The 15124-nt window shown below is 74.3% G+C and carries 12 protein-coding genes; 4 read left to right on the forward strand and 8 right to left on the reverse strand.

What is annotated here, in order from left to right:
* The first annotated feature begins 154 nt into the window (after window positions 1–154).
* Both ACIQAK_RS05515 and ACIQAK_RS05520 read left to right on the forward strand, forming a co-directional pair.
* A complete protein-coding gene (locus ACIQAK_RS05515; protein ID WP_366390956.1) occupies window positions 155–1138 on the forward strand; it encodes a glycosyltransferase family 2 protein in 984 nt (327 codons plus the stop codon).
* Entirely contained in the window at window positions 1135–2535 is a 1401-nt protein-coding gene (locus ACIQAK_RS05520) for a hypothetical protein (protein ID WP_366390955.1), read from the forward strand. The genes ACIQAK_RS05515 and ACIQAK_RS05520 overlap by 4 nt, the downstream gene beginning before the upstream one ends.
* Window position 2536: 1 nt before the next feature.
* Here ACIQAK_RS05520 and ACIQAK_RS05525 read toward each other — a convergent pair whose 3' ends face one another.
* The 3 genes from ACIQAK_RS05525 to ACIQAK_RS05535 are packed head-to-tail and all read right to left on the reverse strand — an operon-like array spanning window position 2537 to window position 6101.
* Window positions 2537–3652: an acyltransferase gene (locus ACIQAK_RS05525; protein ID WP_366390954.1), complete on the reverse strand. Its 1116-nt coding sequence runs from the start codon at window positions 3650–3652 to the stop codon at window positions 2537–2539.
* A gap of 25 nt (window positions 3653–3677) precedes the next feature.
* Entirely contained in the window at window positions 3678–5132 is a 1455-nt protein-coding gene (locus ACIQAK_RS05530; protein ID WP_366390953.1) for a polysialyltransferase family glycosyltransferase, read from the reverse strand.
* Between the two features lie 3 nt (window positions 5133–5135).
* Complete coding sequence (locus tag ACIQAK_RS05535; protein ID WP_366390952.1) at window positions 5136–6101, reverse strand: glycosyltransferase family 2 protein; 966 nt, start codon at window positions 6099–6101, stop codon at window positions 5136–5138.
* Between the two features lie 191 nt (window positions 6102–6292).
* Between ACIQAK_RS05535 and ACIQAK_RS05540 the strand changes: the two genes are divergently transcribed.
* Window positions 6293–6754, forward strand: coding sequence for a MarR family winged helix-turn-helix transcriptional regulator (locus ACIQAK_RS05540; protein ID WP_366390951.1), 462 nt, complete (start codon window positions 6293–6295; stop codon window positions 6752–6754).
* Between the two features lie 49 nt (window positions 6755–6803).
* Here ACIQAK_RS05540 and leuE read toward each other — a convergent pair whose 3' ends face one another.
* Window positions 6804–7469, reverse strand: coding sequence for a leucine efflux protein LeuE (gene leuE, locus ACIQAK_RS05545; protein ID WP_366390950.1), 666 nt, complete (start codon window positions 7467–7469; stop codon window positions 6804–6806).
* Window positions 7470–7695: 226 nt separating this feature from the next.
* Between leuE and ACIQAK_RS05550 the strand changes: the two genes are divergently transcribed.
* Complete coding sequence (locus tag ACIQAK_RS05550) at window positions 7696–8775, forward strand: L,D-transpeptidase family protein (protein WP_401363327.1); 1080 nt, start codon at window positions 7696–7698, stop codon at window positions 8773–8775.
* Between the two features lie 221 nt (window positions 8776–8996).
* Here ACIQAK_RS05550 and ACIQAK_RS05555 read toward each other — a convergent pair whose 3' ends face one another.
* The 4 genes from ACIQAK_RS05555 to ACIQAK_RS05570 form a co-directional block, all read right to left on the reverse strand.
* A complete protein-coding gene (locus tag ACIQAK_RS05555; protein ID WP_366390949.1) occupies window positions 8997–10139 on the reverse strand; it encodes a hypothetical protein in 1143 nt (380 codons plus the stop codon).
* Window positions 10118–10897 (reverse strand): RNA polymerase sigma factor, encoded by a 780-nt coding sequence (locus ACIQAK_RS05560; protein WP_366390948.1) that lies wholly within the window; start codon window positions 10895–10897, stop codon window positions 10118–10120. The genes ACIQAK_RS05555 and ACIQAK_RS05560 overlap by 22 nt, the downstream gene beginning before the upstream one ends.
* A 338-nt stretch (window positions 10898–11235) precedes the next feature.
* Window positions 11236–11601 (reverse strand): hypothetical protein, encoded by a 366-nt coding sequence (locus tag ACIQAK_RS05565; protein WP_366390947.1) that lies wholly within the window; start codon window positions 11599–11601, stop codon window positions 11236–11238.
* A gap of 105 nt (window positions 11602–11706) precedes the next feature.
* The gene (locus ACIQAK_RS05570) at window positions 11707–14958 is read right to left on the reverse strand and encodes a BTAD domain-containing putative transcriptional regulator (protein ID WP_366390946.1); all 3252 of its coding nucleotides are present in this window, start codon (window positions 14956–14958) and stop codon (window positions 11707–11709) included.
* Window positions 14959–15124: the final 166 nt, after the last annotated feature.

The raw sequence follows: 15124 nt of genomic DNA on the forward strand, positions 1-15124 counted from the left end.
TTCATCACGGGCGCGGAGAAATAGTCGCGCTTCCGCGGGAATTCCCGATGGCGGCAGCGGAGCTGCACGGGTTCACCGCTTCGACGGTCGCCGTTCACCCGCATTCCTCACCGGGGACAGAGCCCGTGCCGCACCCCGCCCTAAGGTCGGGCGGGTGGTCAAGCTCTCCGTCATCGTGCCGTTCTTCAATGTGCGGGCCTATGCGCCGGACACCCTCACGAGCCTGCGGACCAACCTCCGCGAGGACTTCGAGTTCATCCTGGTCGACGACTGCTCGACCGACGGGACCGGCGAACTGCTCCTGCGCGCCCGGGACGAGATCCCCGGGGCGTCCCTGCGCCGGCGCGAGGTCAACGGCGGTATCGCCGCCGCGCGCAACACCGGGCTGAACGCCGCGAGCGGGGAGTACATCGCCTTCCTGGACGGCGACGACTGGCTCGCCCCCGGTCACTTCGCCGAGCTGCTCGCCCGGACGGAGGCGCTGGGCTGCGACTTCGTGCGCACCGCGCATGTCCGGGTGAACGGCAGGTCCCGCAGCGTACGGCGGGTGCCGCACGGCCCCTGCGGAGCGGTCGGCGCTCCGAGGGACGCGATCCTGCCCGCGACGCGCACCACGTCGGTGGACTACGCCTACGCCTGGGCGGGGCTCTACCACCGCCGCCTCCTGGACCGGGGGCTGCTGCACTTCACCGAGGGGCTGCACACCGCGGAGGACCGGCCGTGGATCTGGCGGCTGCACCGCGAGGCCGAGTCCTTCGCGGTGCTGAACACGCTGAGCTATTTCTACCGGCGCGGGGTCCCCACCTCCCTCACCCGGATCGGCGACGGACGCCGGCTCGACTTCCTCCGCGCGTTCGACCAGGTCGTCGAGGAGACCGCGGCGGACCGTGACGCGGAGGTGCTGCTGCCCAAGGCCGTGCGCACCTACTGCGCCGTCATCTCCCACCACCTGGATTCCCTGGGCGTGCTGGAGCCGTCCCTGGCCCGTGAGTTGAAGGCGGGCAGCGCGGCGGCGCTGGCGCGGCTGCCCCAGGGCGTACTGGACGAAGCCCTGGACTCCATGGACCTGGAGCGGGCGACCCGGTTGCGCCGACTGCGCAGGCGCCCGGTCACCACGGCGGGGGTGAGGGCCGCGTGACGACCCGCATCTGCCACGCCTCGACCCCCACCGCGGTGGTGACGCTCGCCGCCATGATCGACGCGGGCTTCTTCCCCGGCGACTCCCGCCGGGTCCTGCTGCTGTCCCGGACGGCCGGCCCGGCTCCGGAGGCCGTGCCGGACCCGGCGGAGAGCCCCGGCTTCGAGCGGCTGCGCACGCGGTTCGACGAGGTGCTCTCGTGGAACGACGCGATCTTCCCCTTCCATCCGGACGGCTGGCTGCCCAGGACCGACGACGTCCCCCTGTGGGAACGCCACTTCCGGCGCGCCTGGGGTCTGGGCGAGGAGGAGGTGGAGCTCGTGGTGGAGTCCCCGCACGCCGGCCCCGCGCAGACCCTCACTCGGCTGTTCACCGGCGTACCGATAGATGTGTACGCCGACGGACCGGCCTGCTACGGGCCGACCGGCGGCAGGGTTCCGCCCCTGACCGGCACCCGGGTGCGGCGGCTGTTCCATCCGGACCTGGTCCCCGGTCTGGAGCCGCTGCTGCTGGGTGAGTACCGCGTCCGGGCCCAGGCCGTGCCGACCGCGGCGATCCTGACGGTCGTGGCCGAACTCGCCGACGTACCGATGGACGTGCCGGACGTCGAGGCGCCCGCGCTGCTGCTGGGACAGCGTCTCGCCGCGCCCGGACCGCTCTCCCCGGCCGAGGCGGAGCAGCTGCGGTCGGAGATGGTGCGCGGCGCCGCGGCGCTGGGGCACACGCGGCTGGTGTTCGCGCCGGAGCCGTACGGACCGCGGGAGGACCTGGCCGCGATGGGCGCCGAGGCGGCGCGGCTGGGCGTCGAACTGACCGTGCTGGACGCCTCCGTGCCCGTCGCCGCCGGTGTCCTTCTGCACCGCCTGCGGCCGGCCCTGGTGGTCGGCTGCTCCTCGGCGGCGCTGTTCGCGGCGGCCGGGCCGCACGGGCTGCCCGTGGCGACGGTCGGCACGGGCCTGCTCCTGGAGCGGCTCGCCCCGTACGAGAACGCCGCTCGGATACCGGCGACGCTCGCCGACGCCCTGCTGCCCGACCTGCCCGACCTGCCCGACCTGCCCGTCCTGGCGGACACCGGGGCGGGGCCCGCCGGGACGGGCGGCGGGGGCGCCCTCGCCCCGGCTGCGCGTACGGCGGCGGAGGTCGGCGGCCTGCTGGCGGCGGTCGGCTTCGCCATGCAGCCGAGGGTCCGCCCGGACCTGCGGCCGGCCGCCGAACGTTATCTGTCCGGCCAACTCGACGCCCGTACCTGGCGCTATTTCAAGCGTCGCCGGCTGGCCTCGCTCGCGCTCCCCGGGGTGGTACCCGCACGGCTGGCGTTCCTGCGCCGGAACAGGACGCTGCGCCGGGTGGCCCGGCGGGCACGGGCGCTCAAGGTGGCCCGCGCGCCGCTCGGGTGACTCAGCCGAGGACCCGGCTCGCCCCGAGGCGGGTCCACAGCAGAGCGGCACCGAAGGACACCGCCGTGGTGGCCGCCGCCACCCCGGCGACGAGGGCCACGGCGGCGGGCCGGGTCAGATCCGCCCGGACGAAGGCGTCGGTGAGGACGCCGAGGACCAGTACGTGCACCAGGTAGGCCCCGAAGGACGCGTCGGCCAGCCGGGTCAGGCCGGGGCGCAGCCGCCGCGGGACGCGCAGGCCGTGCAGGGAGACCAGGACCCCGCAGCCGAACAGGGCCACGAGCACGTGCGCGTACGGGATCGCGTAGTGGACCTCGTGCTGGTACGCGATCACCCCGGCCAGCCCGGCCGCCGCGAGCAGCAGCCACGGCAGGCGCCTCCTGCCGAACGTACCGGCCGGTGCGGCGAGCAGCAGCGCGCCGAGCAGCGCGTAGATCAGCTGGTACGGGCCGAAGGCCCAGCCGAAGCGCGGGAGTTCCCGGCCGGTGGCCTCGGCGAGCCCACCGAGGAACGAGGGGGCGCTCGCCAGGACCAGCAGGACCGCGCCGAGTCCCCAGGGCCGTTTGCCCGACCTGACCAGCACGACGAAGGCCAGGAGCATGACCACGGGGAGGTAGGCGTAGAGGTACCAGAGGTGGTACGCGGGGCGGACCGAGGCGAACACCGCATCGAGGGCCAGCTCACCCACCGGGCCGTCGTTGGTCCCGCGCAGGCGGCCCCATGCCAGATAGGCCACCGTCCAGACGGCGAGCGGTACCGCGATCCGCACGACGCGCCGCCGCAGACGCGCGCCGTCCCTGGGCGGGGCGCCGACCAGGACCACCCAGCCGGCGATGGCGAAGAAGAGCGGTACGGCGAAGCGCCCGGCGGAGTCGGCGGTCAGGCCGGCCCAGTAGGTGCCAGGACCCTGTGACGCCGTGCGGCCGACCGTGTTCACGAACGCGGATCCCGTGTGGCAGACGATCACGCCGACCGAACAGAGCAGCCTGATCAGGTCGATGTCGTAGCGGTGCTCGCGTGCGGGAGCCACCGGGTCCGGGGCCCCCGCCGCAGGCGCGGAAGCGGGGGCGGAGGCGGGAGCCGGGACGGGAGCGGGGGCGGGTGGTGTGGTCGACATGGTCCTCGGGTGGGGGTGTCCCGGGTCAGAGGCCCAGGCTGGTGCGGGTCCGGCGGACGGTGCGGCGCAGCCGGACGGCGGCGCCCCGGGGGCCGCCGCCGGGGAGGGTGAGCATCTGGAGGCGGCGGCGCTTGAAGTAGTGCTGGGTGGTGCTGTCGAGGTGTTCCCGCAGCCAGGCTTCGGCGTCGGGGCGCAGGGCGGGGTGGAGGCGGGACTGCATGCAGTACCCGACGGTGCGGACCAGTGGGCCGAGCGTGGCGGGCGCGGTTCGCTGTACCGCCCCGGCGTCGGGTCCGGCGCCGACCGCTTCGGGCCGGGCGGGGGCGTTCCCGTCGGGTCGGTCCGGGGCGTTCCCGCCGAGCCGGTCCAGGGCGTTCCCACCGAGCCGGGCGGGGGCGTTCCCGCCGAGCCGGTCCAGGGCGGGCACGAGGTGGTCGACGATCGTCAGCGGGATGCGGTTGCTGTTCTCGTAGGGGGTGATCCGGTTCAGAACGAGCCGGGTGCCGACCCTGGCGATGGGGATGCCGTAGTACGCGGCGGCGGTGAACATCGCGGTGGAGAAGCAGCCGACGACCAGCCGGGGCGCACAGCGCTCGTAGAGGGTCTCGGCCAGCAGCGGGCTGTCCAGCACGGTGAGCCGGACCCCAGCCTCCTCGGCCGCCCGCTCCAGCGCCCGCGAGTAGCTGGCCGGTGCGGTCGGGTGCGGCTTGAAGAGGACCGAGGTGTGGCCGGCGCGGACCGCACCGCGCAGCATCTCCTCGTGCAGGTCCTCCTCCTCCTCGGCCGTGAGGATGCCCAGGGTGGCGAGGTACTGGCCCAGCAGCACCGCCGTGGGCGCCTCGGCCTCCACGGCGGCGAGGTGCCGGTCCCCCTCCGCCTCGTCGGACAGCTCGGTGAGGACCCGGCGGAAGGCGTCGTCCGGGACCAGTTCCGCCTCGACTCCGAACTCGGTGAGCAGCAGGGGCTTCAGGCCGGTCACCAGGTCGAGATGGAGGACCCGGCGGATCCGGCAGCCGACCGAGCCGGGCAGCTTGTTCCTGGTCGGGCCGTAGCTCATCAAGCCGTCGGCGTACACGTGCAGGGCACTCTCGGAGAAGATCGCCGCGAGGGCCAGGGCCGGATTGACCTGGATGGACTCGACGGCCAGCTCCACCCGGTCGTCCGCGCCGATGCCCCAGGCCAGCCGGAAGGCGCGCTGCCACAGCACGGTCTCCTCGGCGCGGGGGCCCCAGCCGCTGGGGTGGTGCGGGCTGATCGCCTCGTTCCAGTCGACGACGGAGTCGAAGCGGGCCGCGATCGGGGCGTAGCCCGGCATGTCCGCCATCCGGAGCGCCGTCTCGGGCACCGCGGAGTTGTTGGAGACCAGGAGGATGCGGCGGCTGTCCCGGGCCGGACCGAACTGGCCCGCGTCGATCGCGGCGGCGAGGGTGGCCGCACCGTAGAGGGTGGACACCTGGAAGATCTGGGTGAGCACGGGCATGGGTCAGGCGGCCTTCTGCTTGTTCCGCAGGCGGCCGAGGAGCACGCCGCGCTTGTCGTCGATCGTCGCCAGGGTGCGGTCGAGCACCTCTTGCGGCATCCGGTGCAGTGCGGCGGCGGACTCGCCGCGCAGCCGCCGGGCGGTGGCGGGCTCGTAGGCGGCCGCCTTCTCGTTGTGGAAGGCGATCATCGCGCAGTACGTGCGGACGGCCTTGGGGAGCAGGCGCTCGGCGTCCCGGTCCGCCCGCAGCTGGTCGAGCAGCGTGTCGTAGGCGGGGAAGAAGTCGAGCTGCCGGTCGTCCTTGATCTGGGTGAGCGAGGTGGTGACCCCGCGCCGGTAGAAGACGCCGTACAGTCCGAGCGCCGCGTAGGTGCGGGCGCGCAGATGGAGCTGCCATATCCACAACCGGTCCTCGGCGGTGCGCAGTTCGGTGGCGAAGCGCTGGGCCCCGTCCTCGAAGAGCCGCCGGTGGTAGATCCCCGCCCAGACGAAGGGGTAGTCGACCATCGTCTCCCGCTCGGGCGCCCCGATCCCCGCACGGGGGTCGAGCACCGTGTCCCGGAGCGGGGCGGGGGCCCGCCGCACGACACGGCTGGTCCCGGTGGACTGGACGTGATCCGTGCGCGCGAAGTCGCAGTCGAGGTCCTGGGCGGCCCGCAGGAGGCGGCCGAGGTGGCCGGGGGCGTACCAGTCGTCCCCGTCGAGGAAGGTGAGGAAGTCGCCGCGCGCGGCGTCGATGCCGCTGTTGCGGGCGGCGGCGATGCCCGCGTTCGTACGGTGCCTGATCACCCGGGCCCCGGGCAGCCGGCCGGCCCAGTGATCGACCACAGCCGCCGTGCCGTCCGTGGAGGCGTCATCGACCAGCAGGAACTCCATGTCCCCAGTTGCGTTGCGGGCCAGACTGCCCAGCGTGGTCCCGGCGAAGGCCCCGACATTGTGGAACGGTACGACAACGGACAGTTTCGGCACGCGGGTCCTCACCTTCGATCATGGTCCGGAACAACGTAATGACGGACCGGAAGGATTAGGTGACACCGGGCGCGACGCGGGGTGAACTCTGCCCGTCCACGGGGTGACCGCAGCCACCCGGCAGGGCCGTCGCGGGAACACCGCCACCGCCCCTTGACCTCAAGTCCAGTTGAGGTCCTACCTTCGGGGGCATGAACTACTCCCACGACGACGCAGGACTCGCCCGCCAGCCGATCGGTTACTGGAGCTGGGCCGCGCACGACGCGACGGTCACCCACATCCGGGCGGCACTGGCCGAACACGGGCTCACACAGCCGCCCTGGTGGGTGCTCAACCAGCTCGCCGACGCGGACGGCGACGGGCACGGCCGCGCCGAGCTGGCCGCACTCCTCGGCGGTTACCTCGACACCGGGACGGACGGCATCGAGACGGCCGTCGACGAGCTCGTGGAACGAGCGCTGATCGCCCAGGACGACGGGGCGCGGCTGCGCATCACCGCCGAGGGACGGGCCCTGCGCGACCGGACGCTCGTCCGGGTCGCGCGGGCCCGCGAGGAGATCCACGAGGGCATCCCCGACGAGGAGTTCGTCGCCGCGTTGAAGGTGCTCCAGCGGATGATCCACAACGTCGGGGGCAAGGCCTGGCACGCATGAGTACGCCGCGCTCACGGCCACGGGTTCCGGACGCCCCCCGACGCGGTCCCTAGACGCTGCTGAACGAGAGCTTCGCCGCGAACCCGAGGAACAGCACGCCCGCCGCCGAAGTCGCCCCGGCCGAGAGCCGCTTGCGGCGGCGGAAGGCGGCGGCCAGGCGGGTACCGCCGAAGATCAGCGTCGAGAGGTACAGGAAACTGGCGAGCTGGAGCAGCGCCCCCAGCAGCAGGAACGACAGCGCCGGGTAGGCGTAGCCGGGGTCGGCGAACTGCACGAAGAACGAGATCAGGAACAGGATCGCCTTCGGGTTGATCAGGCTGACCACCAGCGCCCGCCGGTAGGGGTTCTCCATCGCCGCCCCCGCCGCGGGCGCCTCGGCCGCCTCCGCCAGTTCGGCGGTGCGCCGGTGCCGTTCGCACCACAGGGACGCCGCCGCGCGCAGCATGCCGATCGCCAGCCAGGTCAGGTATCCGGCGCCCGCGTACTTGACGACGGCGAACAGCAGGGGGGTGGTCTGGAGCAGCGAGGCCGCGCCGAGCGCGGAGAGCGTCATCAGGACGGTGTCCCCGGTCCACACTCCGGCGGCGGCCCGGTAGCCGGTGCGTACGCCGCGTCGGGCCGCGACGGAGAGCACGTACAGGGAGTTCGGGCCCGGCAGGAGGACGATCAGCAGCAGGCCGGCGAGGTAGGTCGGAAGGTCGGTAACACCCAGCATGGACGGAGTCTCGCACGTCTGTACGCCACCGCGTCCAGCCGTCTCACCGGTGGGGAGCAGCCGTATCGCCGTGACCTTTCGGCCGTCCTGCCGTGACCTGGCTGCGTCGGCTGCGTACACAGGATTCGACCACCGGGCAGGACGGGCATCCGTCAGAGGAAGCACCGGTGCGATCGGGCGGGCCGGGCCGAAGCGTGGGGAAACGGGGATGGCGGGGATGGCGGGGATGGCGGACAGCGACGTGGGCGCGGAGAGTGACGCGTACGGGAGTGGGGGCGACGGCCCGAAGGGGTGGGCGCCCCGCAACAACGGCCCGCGCGTGCCCGGGCCCCGGGAGCACGGCCCGTACGCGCAGGTCCACCGGCACGGGGGTCCGCGCGGCAGGCGGGCCGGCGCCGTGACCGTCGCCGGGGTGTTGGCGATGGCGGCCCTGGCGGCGGGGTGCGCGCCGCAGGACCCCGGGGCGGACGCGCTGCGACAGCCGTCCGCCCGGCCCACCACCGCGCCGCCCTCCGCCTCCCCCTCGCCCACCGACGACGACAAGGGCGGGGCCGGCAACGCCGGACCGGGCGGCAGCATCCCGCCCGCGAGCCCGAAGCGCCCGCCCGCCGCGTCGGCCACCGCACCGCCCGCGCCCTCCTCCCCCGCATCCCGGCCGAGCACCGCCCCGCCGCCCCAGGTCCTCATGCGGACCGGGTCCGAGGGGGCCCAGGTGCGGGAGTTGCAGGCCCGGTTGCGGCAGACCGGGCACTTCGGGCGCACCCCCACCGGCTACTACGGCACGGTCACCACCGAGGCCGTCCGGTCCTTCCAGGTCGAGCGGGGCGCGGAGGGGACCGGCAGCACCGACGCGGTCACCTGGCGGAAACTGCTGGCCATGACCCGTACGCCGACGGCCGACGAGCTGGACCCGCCGACCGAGCGGCCGGTGGCGAAGCCGGACGAGCGCTGCCTGAGCGGCCGGGTGCTCTGCGTCAGCAAGAAGAGCCGCACCCTGGCGTGGATGATCGACGGCCGGGTCGTCTCCGCGATGGACGTGCGCTTCGGCTCGGAGTACACGCCCACCCGTGAGGGCGAGTTCCCGGTGTACTGGAAGTCCCGGGACCATGTGTCGACGCTGTACGACACCCCGATGCCGTACGCCCTGTTCTTCAGCGGCGGCCAGGCCGTGCACTACTCCGCCGACTTCGCGGCCAACGGCTACGGCGGCGCCTCGCACGGCTGTGTGAACGTCCGGGACCGGAAGAAGGTGGCGGCCCTGTTCGACCAGGTGAGGAACGGTGACAAGGTCGTCATCTACTGGTGAGGCCCGCCGGGGCCTCGGGGTGGGAGAGGGCGCGGGCGGGACCGGGGGAACGTGTCCCGCCCGCGCCGATGCGCTGAGCCGAAGGTACGGGGGGAACCCCGGCTCGTCGCGCGGCCGATGACCAGTCGGCTCACTCTGTACTGCGCCCGGACCCCGAAAAACGTCACACGTGAACCGGTCCCGCCGGGGTCCGCGTCCTCGTACGGGATGAAAAGCCCAGGTCAGCGGGTGAGGACGGCCGTCGGGGCGGGAACAGGGGGCCGCAGCGGTACCGCCGCCTCCGCCTCCGCCCGGATGCCGGCGTCCGCCCGGCGATCGCCGTCCGCGGCGGGCGGGGCGGGTTCGAAGGAGACGGGCGGCAGGGAGCCGCCGTCGCCCGGTCCGTCGTCGTCCCCGCCGCCTCCGCCGCCGCCTCCGGAGGAGCCGCCGGGGCCGCCCCCGTCGAGGAGCCGGTCGCAGAAGCGCTCCAGGTTCTCCTCGCCCTTGGCCAGCCGGACCAGCTGACGCCGGCTCCGCTCATCGAGGGTGCCGGCGCGAAGAGCCTTGCAGGCCTTGACCGACTTCTCGTACCAACGACCGCCCTGGTCCTGGCCGTCAGAGGAGTCGTCGGGGCGGTCCTCGCGGCCGGCGGGGTCCTCGGAGGCGTCCTCGCGGCCCGGGTCGCCGGGGCGGGCGCGGTCGCCGGTGGCGCCGTCGTCCTTCTCCTGACCGCTTCCGCCCGGCGTCGGTGCCGCGGCTTCCTCGGACGCGCCGGGCCGGCCGCGGTCGGGCGAGGAGAGCGGGGCGGGGGTGTCGGGCGGGGCCGGGGCGGGGGAGGAGGGCGGATCCTCGGCGGGCAGCCCGGAGACCAGCGGTCCGGGGGTCGCCGCCGATACGGAGGAGGCGGGCGCGGGGGCGTCCTGGCCGCCCAGGGGGCCGGGGAGGAACCCCGTACCGGCGGCGACCGCCACCCCGCCGAGCGCGCAGCCCGCGAGCGAGACGGCCAGGCCGAAGCGGACCGGGCGGCTCCAGCGCGGGCGGCGGGGCGGGGCGGCGGGGGCGGGGGCGGCGCCGATGTGGACGGAGTGCAGCGTTCCGGGCTGTCCGGGGAGTGCGGCGCCCGCGCCCCGCCCGGCGAGCCGGTCACCGCCGGCCCGGGTGGCCTGCCGGAACGCGGTGAGCACGGCGTCCTCGCCGGGGAGTTCACCGGCCGGGGCGCGACCGGTCGCGCGGACCGCGCCGAGTGCTCCGGCGAGCCGGAGGGCGTCGTCACGGGCCTGGTCGCCGAGGGGTACGACCGGCTCGCCGCGGAGCAGTTTCTCCGCCGCGTCCTTGTCGAGCCACTCGTACTGCTCGTCGGCCATCACATGTCCCTCTGCGTCCACGGTCTCGAATGCGTCACACCGGGAGTGACCCCGGCGGGCGCTGCCGGACCGCCCCTACCGGGGCGCTGAGAGGGTACGGCACCGAGCCCCGAGCCGCCGCCCTGGCCCTGACCTGCGTCGCTCCCGGAACCCTGGGCCGACGCCCGGTCCGGATCTTCGGGGCCGCCGCCCGGGGCGGGCACTCCGGCGGGGAGAGGCGAGTCCGGGTGGTCGGCGCCGAGGAGTTCGGCGAGGCGCTTGAGGCCGCGGTGGGCGGCGGTCCGTACGGCGCCGGGGCGCTTGCCGAGGGTCTCGGCGGCGCTCTTCGCGTCCAGGCCGACGACCACCCGCAGCACGACGGCCTCGGCCTGGTCCTGCGGGAGCTGGGCGATGAGGGACATCGTGCGGTCGGTGTCGAGCGCCTCCATGGCATCGCCCGCGGTGTCGGACTCGGCGGGCCTGCCGGTCAGCTCCGTCTCGTCGCCGCCGATCGCGGGGCGGCGGCTGCGCATCCGCAGATGGTCGAGCGACCGGTTACGGGCGATCCGGGCCGCCCAGCCCCGGAAGCGGTCGGCGTCCCCGCTGAACCGGTCGAGGTCGCGCGCTATCTGGAGCCAGGCCTCGGACGCCACGTCCTCGGCGTCCGGCTCGCCCACCAGCGTCCGTATGTATCCCAACAACCGTGGCTGTACAGCGCGGTACACAGCACGGAAGGCGTCCTCGTCCCCGTCCTGTGCCGCGAGCACCGCGGCGGTCAGCTCCGCGTCGTCCCCCAGCACTCCCTCAACCGCCCTGCTGTCCTCAATCGCAGCTGGTCACCACTGCTGCGCCACTCTGCGCGACTCAGCACGCTACGTGCTCGGCGGGGGTCACGTCCATGACTTGTACAACTCGCAACAATGCGCAGGTCCGCGATGCGGTGTGACAGAAAACGCAGCCGCGGCGCTGAGATGAGTACGGGGTCGTGCTGCGACCCCGTGGAAGACGGCCGGGGCCTCTCCTGTGGGGGGTGGCGGCCCCGGTCGTCGCTCCTCTTCTTCTTCTTCGTGTCCCGGGGATGGGGCCCGCGCCGCCCCGCCGCGAGAAGCCCGGGTTCAGCGGTCCCGGCTCCGGTAGGTCAGTGGTCGTCCCAGTGGCCGTCGTGCGCCGAGTGGCGGTGGCCGTCGTGGATGTAGTCCACGTGGTCGCCGTGGGGGACGGCGACGTGGCCGCAGTCCTGGCCGTGCTGGTGGTCGTGGCCCTCGTGGACCGCGTGGGCCGACTTGGCGCATTCGTCCACATGGTCGCCGTGCACGCGGTGCAGGTGGTTGTCGTGGACGTAGTCGATGTGGTCCTCGTGCGGGACCGCGACGTGGCCGCACCCCGGAGCGTGCTGGTGGGCGTGGTCGGCGTGGGGAGGTGCTCCGTGGCGGTGGGCATCTGCGCGGCTCCTCTTCGGCTGGGGTGTGGTCGCGGCGGACGGAGAACCGGGCTGGACACACATAGTGGCTTATGGGGAATTTTATCGCTTTTTGGGTGAGGATTCCGGAGGAACGCCGTGAATCGGGTTGCGGGCGGTGGACTTCGGCGTTCGTCGCGCCCGGAGGGCCTAGAGCGGGTACGCGCCCGGCACCAGGGCTTCCGTGTGGTCCAGGCTCTCGCCGGCGGCGAACTCCGCCGCGTACGTCTGCGCTCCCAGGCGCTCGCGCAGGCGGGCGGAGATCCGCTCCACATCGCCCTGCTCCGCGGGCGGCTGCGGGGCTCCCGAGCGCAGCCGGGTGGCGGTGGCCGTGCCCAGCAGTCGGGCCGCCTCGTGCGGGCGGGCGGTGAGGGAGCAGGCGCCCGCCACTCCCTCCAGGGCCAGGGCGACCGAGCGGGGGTCACCGGCGGCGCGGGCGGCGGCCAGGCCGTCCAGGTGCAGGATGAGGGCGGCGGGGCCGTCGCCGCGCTGTTCCGCGATGAAGCCGAGCTCGGCCAGGACCAGGGCCAGTCCCGGGGCGTCGTGGCGGCTGCGGTTCCAGGCCAGCCAGGGGCGCAGCAGGCTCTCCGCCTCCTCCAGCCGTCCTTCGCGCCGGCTGCCGAGGGCCAGGCCGACCGCCGCGAACTGCTCCGCGGGCCGGTTCCCCTGCTCGACGGCGAGCCGCAGGGCGCGGGCGTGGAAGTCCTCCGCCTCCCGGTAGCGGTTCCTGAGCAGGGCGATCCGGCCGAGGCCGGACATCTGGCGGGAGACCTCCGACCAGAGCTCCAGGGTCTCGGCGATGCGCAGGCCCTCACCGTGCAGCTCGGTGGCGCGCTCGTAGTCCCCATTGATCTCGGCGAGGACGCTGAGCGTCTCGGTCGCCTTCAGCTTTCCCCAGTTCTCGCCCAGTTCGACGAAGTGGTCGTGCGCCTCCAGCGCGTTGCCGTGCAGGGCGGCCAGGTCGCCCCGGCCGAGCGCCAGCGCGGCACGGCTGCTGAGCGCGGCCGCCGTTCCCCAGGGGTCGCGCAGGACGCGGAAGTCGCGCAGCGCCCGCTGCACACTGCGCTCCCCGGCCGAGAGCGCGCCCACGGTCCACTGGGCGAATCCGAGGAACCACTCCGCGCGGGCCCGCTCCACGGTCTGCTCCGCCCGGTCGTGCGGGCACCCGGCGTCGGGCCCGGTGTGTCCGGCGACCCGGCCGGGCTCGCCGAGCAGCAGCGTGAAGCCGGTGTGCCACGCCCTCGCCTCGGCCAGGGCGGCGGGCGCCACGTCACCGGGGGTGTTCAGCGCGTCGGCCAGCGCCTTGCGGCCCTCGCCGAGCCGTCCGCGCAGGAACCGGTACCAGCTGAGCGCGTTGGCCAGGCGTACGGCGGTGGCCGCGAACCCGGTCCGGCGGGCCTCCTCCAGCGCGCGCTGGAAGTTGGCCGACTCCGCGTCGAGCCGGCGCAGCCAGCGGTACTGGTCCCGCCCGTGGAGATGGGGCCTGGCCCGCTCGGCGAGTTCGGTGAAGTGGCCCAGCTGGCGGGCCGCGATCCCGGTGGCCTCCCCGGACTCGCGCAGCTTCTGCTGGGCGTACACGGCGACGGATTCCAGCAGCCGGTAGCGCGCGGACCCGGCCCCCTCGACCCGGAGCACCAGGGAGCGGTCCACGAGCGCCGCGAGGATGTCGAGCACGTCGGTCCGCTCGACCGCGCCCCCGGCGCACACCTCCTCGGCGGCCTCCAGGCAGCAGCCGTCGGCGAAGACCGCGAGCCGGCGCAGGACGGCCTGCTCCCGGGGGTCGAGCAGGCTCCAGCTCCAGTCGATGGTGGCCTGGAGGGTGCGGTGGCGCCGGGGCGCGTCCCGGTATCCGCCGGTCAGCAGCCGGAAGCGGTCGTCGAGCCGGTCGTGCAGTTCGCGCACGCCCAGCGCCCGGACGCGGGTGGCGGCCAGCTCCAGGGCCAGCGGCAGGCCGTCGAGTCTGCGGCACATCTCGGCGATCATCGGAGCGGTGGTGTCGTCGAGGACGAACGCCGGGTCGCCGGCGGCGGCCCGCTCCGCGAACAGCCGCACGGCGCTGGAGGCGCGCAACTCCTCCACCCCGTCCTGGCCGGGCGGCGGCAGCTCCAGCGGCAGCACCGGCCAGACGGCCTCCCGGGTGATCCGTAACGGTTCCTGACTGGTGGTCAGCACATGGAGGCCGGGGACACCGTCGAGCAGCGGCCCGACGAGGCGCACCACGGCGTCGAGCACGTGCTCGCAGTTGTCCAGGACGAGGAGCACCCGCTGCGCGGCCAGGACGCCGGCCAGTCGCCGTACCGGGTCGTCCGCGCGGTCGTCGGGCACGCTCTCCCGGATGCCGAGGACGCCCAGCACCAGCTCGGCGAGGTCCCGCTGGTCCATCGGGCTGTCGTCGGCGTCGGTCCGGGCCAGCTCCACCAGCCAGACCCCGTCGGGGAATTCGGCCGCCGCGCCTTCGGCCGCCGCCACCGCCATCCGGGTCTTGCCGACCCCGCCGGGACCGGTCAGCGTGACCAGTCGCCGTTCGGTGAGCAGACGGCGTACCTCGGCGAGGGCGTCACCGCGCCCGATCAGGGTGCCCGCGGGGGCGGACAGGTTGGTGCGGGCCCGGGCGACGGTGACGACGGCGGCCGGTCCGGGCTCGCGGCGGGCGAGGTGCGGATCGTGGCGGAGGATGGCGCGCTGGAGCTCGACCAGGGCCGGGCCCGGGGTCAGCCCGAGCTCCTCGTCGAGGGTGCGCCGGAACTCCGCGAAGCTGTCCAGGGCGTCGGTGGGCCGGTCCGCCAGGTACAGGGCCCGCATCTGTGCGGCCCGCAGCCCCTCCCGGAGCGGGAACCGGCCGACGAGCGCGGCGAGTTCGCCCAGCAGCGCCCCGTGCTCGCCCAGCGCGAGCCGGGCGTCGGCGTGCTCCTCGACGACCCTCAGCCGCTCCTCCTCCAGGCTCACCGCGGCGGGCCCGGCGAACGGCAGGCCGGCGAAGTCCGCGAAGGCGGGGCCGCGCCAGAGCGCCAGCGCGTCGGTCAGCAGGGCCGCTCTGGTGCGGGGTACGTCGCAGGCCCTGGCCTCGGTGACCAGGGCCCGGAAGCGGCCGAGGTCGAGTGCGTCGGCCGGTACGTCGAGGAGATAGCCGGGCGGCCGGTGGAGGACCAGCGACCGGGCGCCGGGCTCCGCGTTCTCCAGCGCCCGGCGCAGTTGGGAGACCTTCGCCTGGAGAGAGGAGGCGGGCTGCGCGGTGAAGGTGGAACCACCCCACAGGTCCTCGATCAGCTGTCCGGTGGAGACCACGTGCCCGTGGTGGACGAGGAGGTCGGCCAGGAGCGTGCGGACCTTCAGCTCGGGGACCCGGATCTGCCTCCCCTGCGCTGTCCACACCTCCAGTGGCCCCAGAACCCCGAATCGCATGACTGCACAGTAACCCGCCCGTGCCACCGTGCCATGGCCAAAGTCATGCAGGTCACAGCCTTTTACGCAGTCCTGACAAGGCCTTCCGAAGGCAGTCCGAAGCAAACCCGAAGGGGCCTCGGACAGAGTGGAGGGGCGGGCCGAGTCAGCCTGGAAGGAATACCCG

Source organism: Streptomyces sp. NPDC088706, from assembly GCF_044752765.1.
GTDB lineage: Bacteria > Actinomycetota > Actinomycetes > Streptomycetales > Streptomycetaceae > Streptomyces.

Coding starts and splice junctions, on each gene's coding strand:
- ACIQAK_RS05525 (WP_366390954.1), bottom strand. CDS start 3,652: ATGTCGACCACACCACCCGCCCCCGCTCCCGTCCCGGCTCCCGCCTCC.
- ACIQAK_RS05530 (WP_366390953.1), bottom strand. CDS start 5,132: ATGCCCGTGCTCACCCAGATCTTCCAGGTGTCCACCCTCTACGGTGCG.
- ACIQAK_RS05540 (WP_366390951.1), top strand. CDS start 6,293: ATGAACTACTCCCACGACGACGCAGGACTCGCCCGCCAGCCGATCGGT.
- leuE (WP_366390950.1), bottom strand. CDS start 7,469: ATGCTGGGTGTTACCGACCTTCCGACCTACCTCGCCGGCCTGCTGCTG.
- ACIQAK_RS05550 (WP_401363327.1), top strand. CDS start 7,696: ATGGCGGACAGCGACGTGGGCGCGGAGAGTGACGCGTACGGGAGTGGG.
- ACIQAK_RS05565 (WP_366390947.1), bottom strand. CDS start 11,601: ATGTGTGTCCAGCCCGGTTCTCCGTCCGCCGCGACCACACCCCAGCCG.
- ACIQAK_RS05570 (WP_366390946.1), bottom strand. CDS start 14,958: ATGCGATTCGGGGTTCTGGGGCCACTGGAGGTGTGGACAGCGCAGGGG.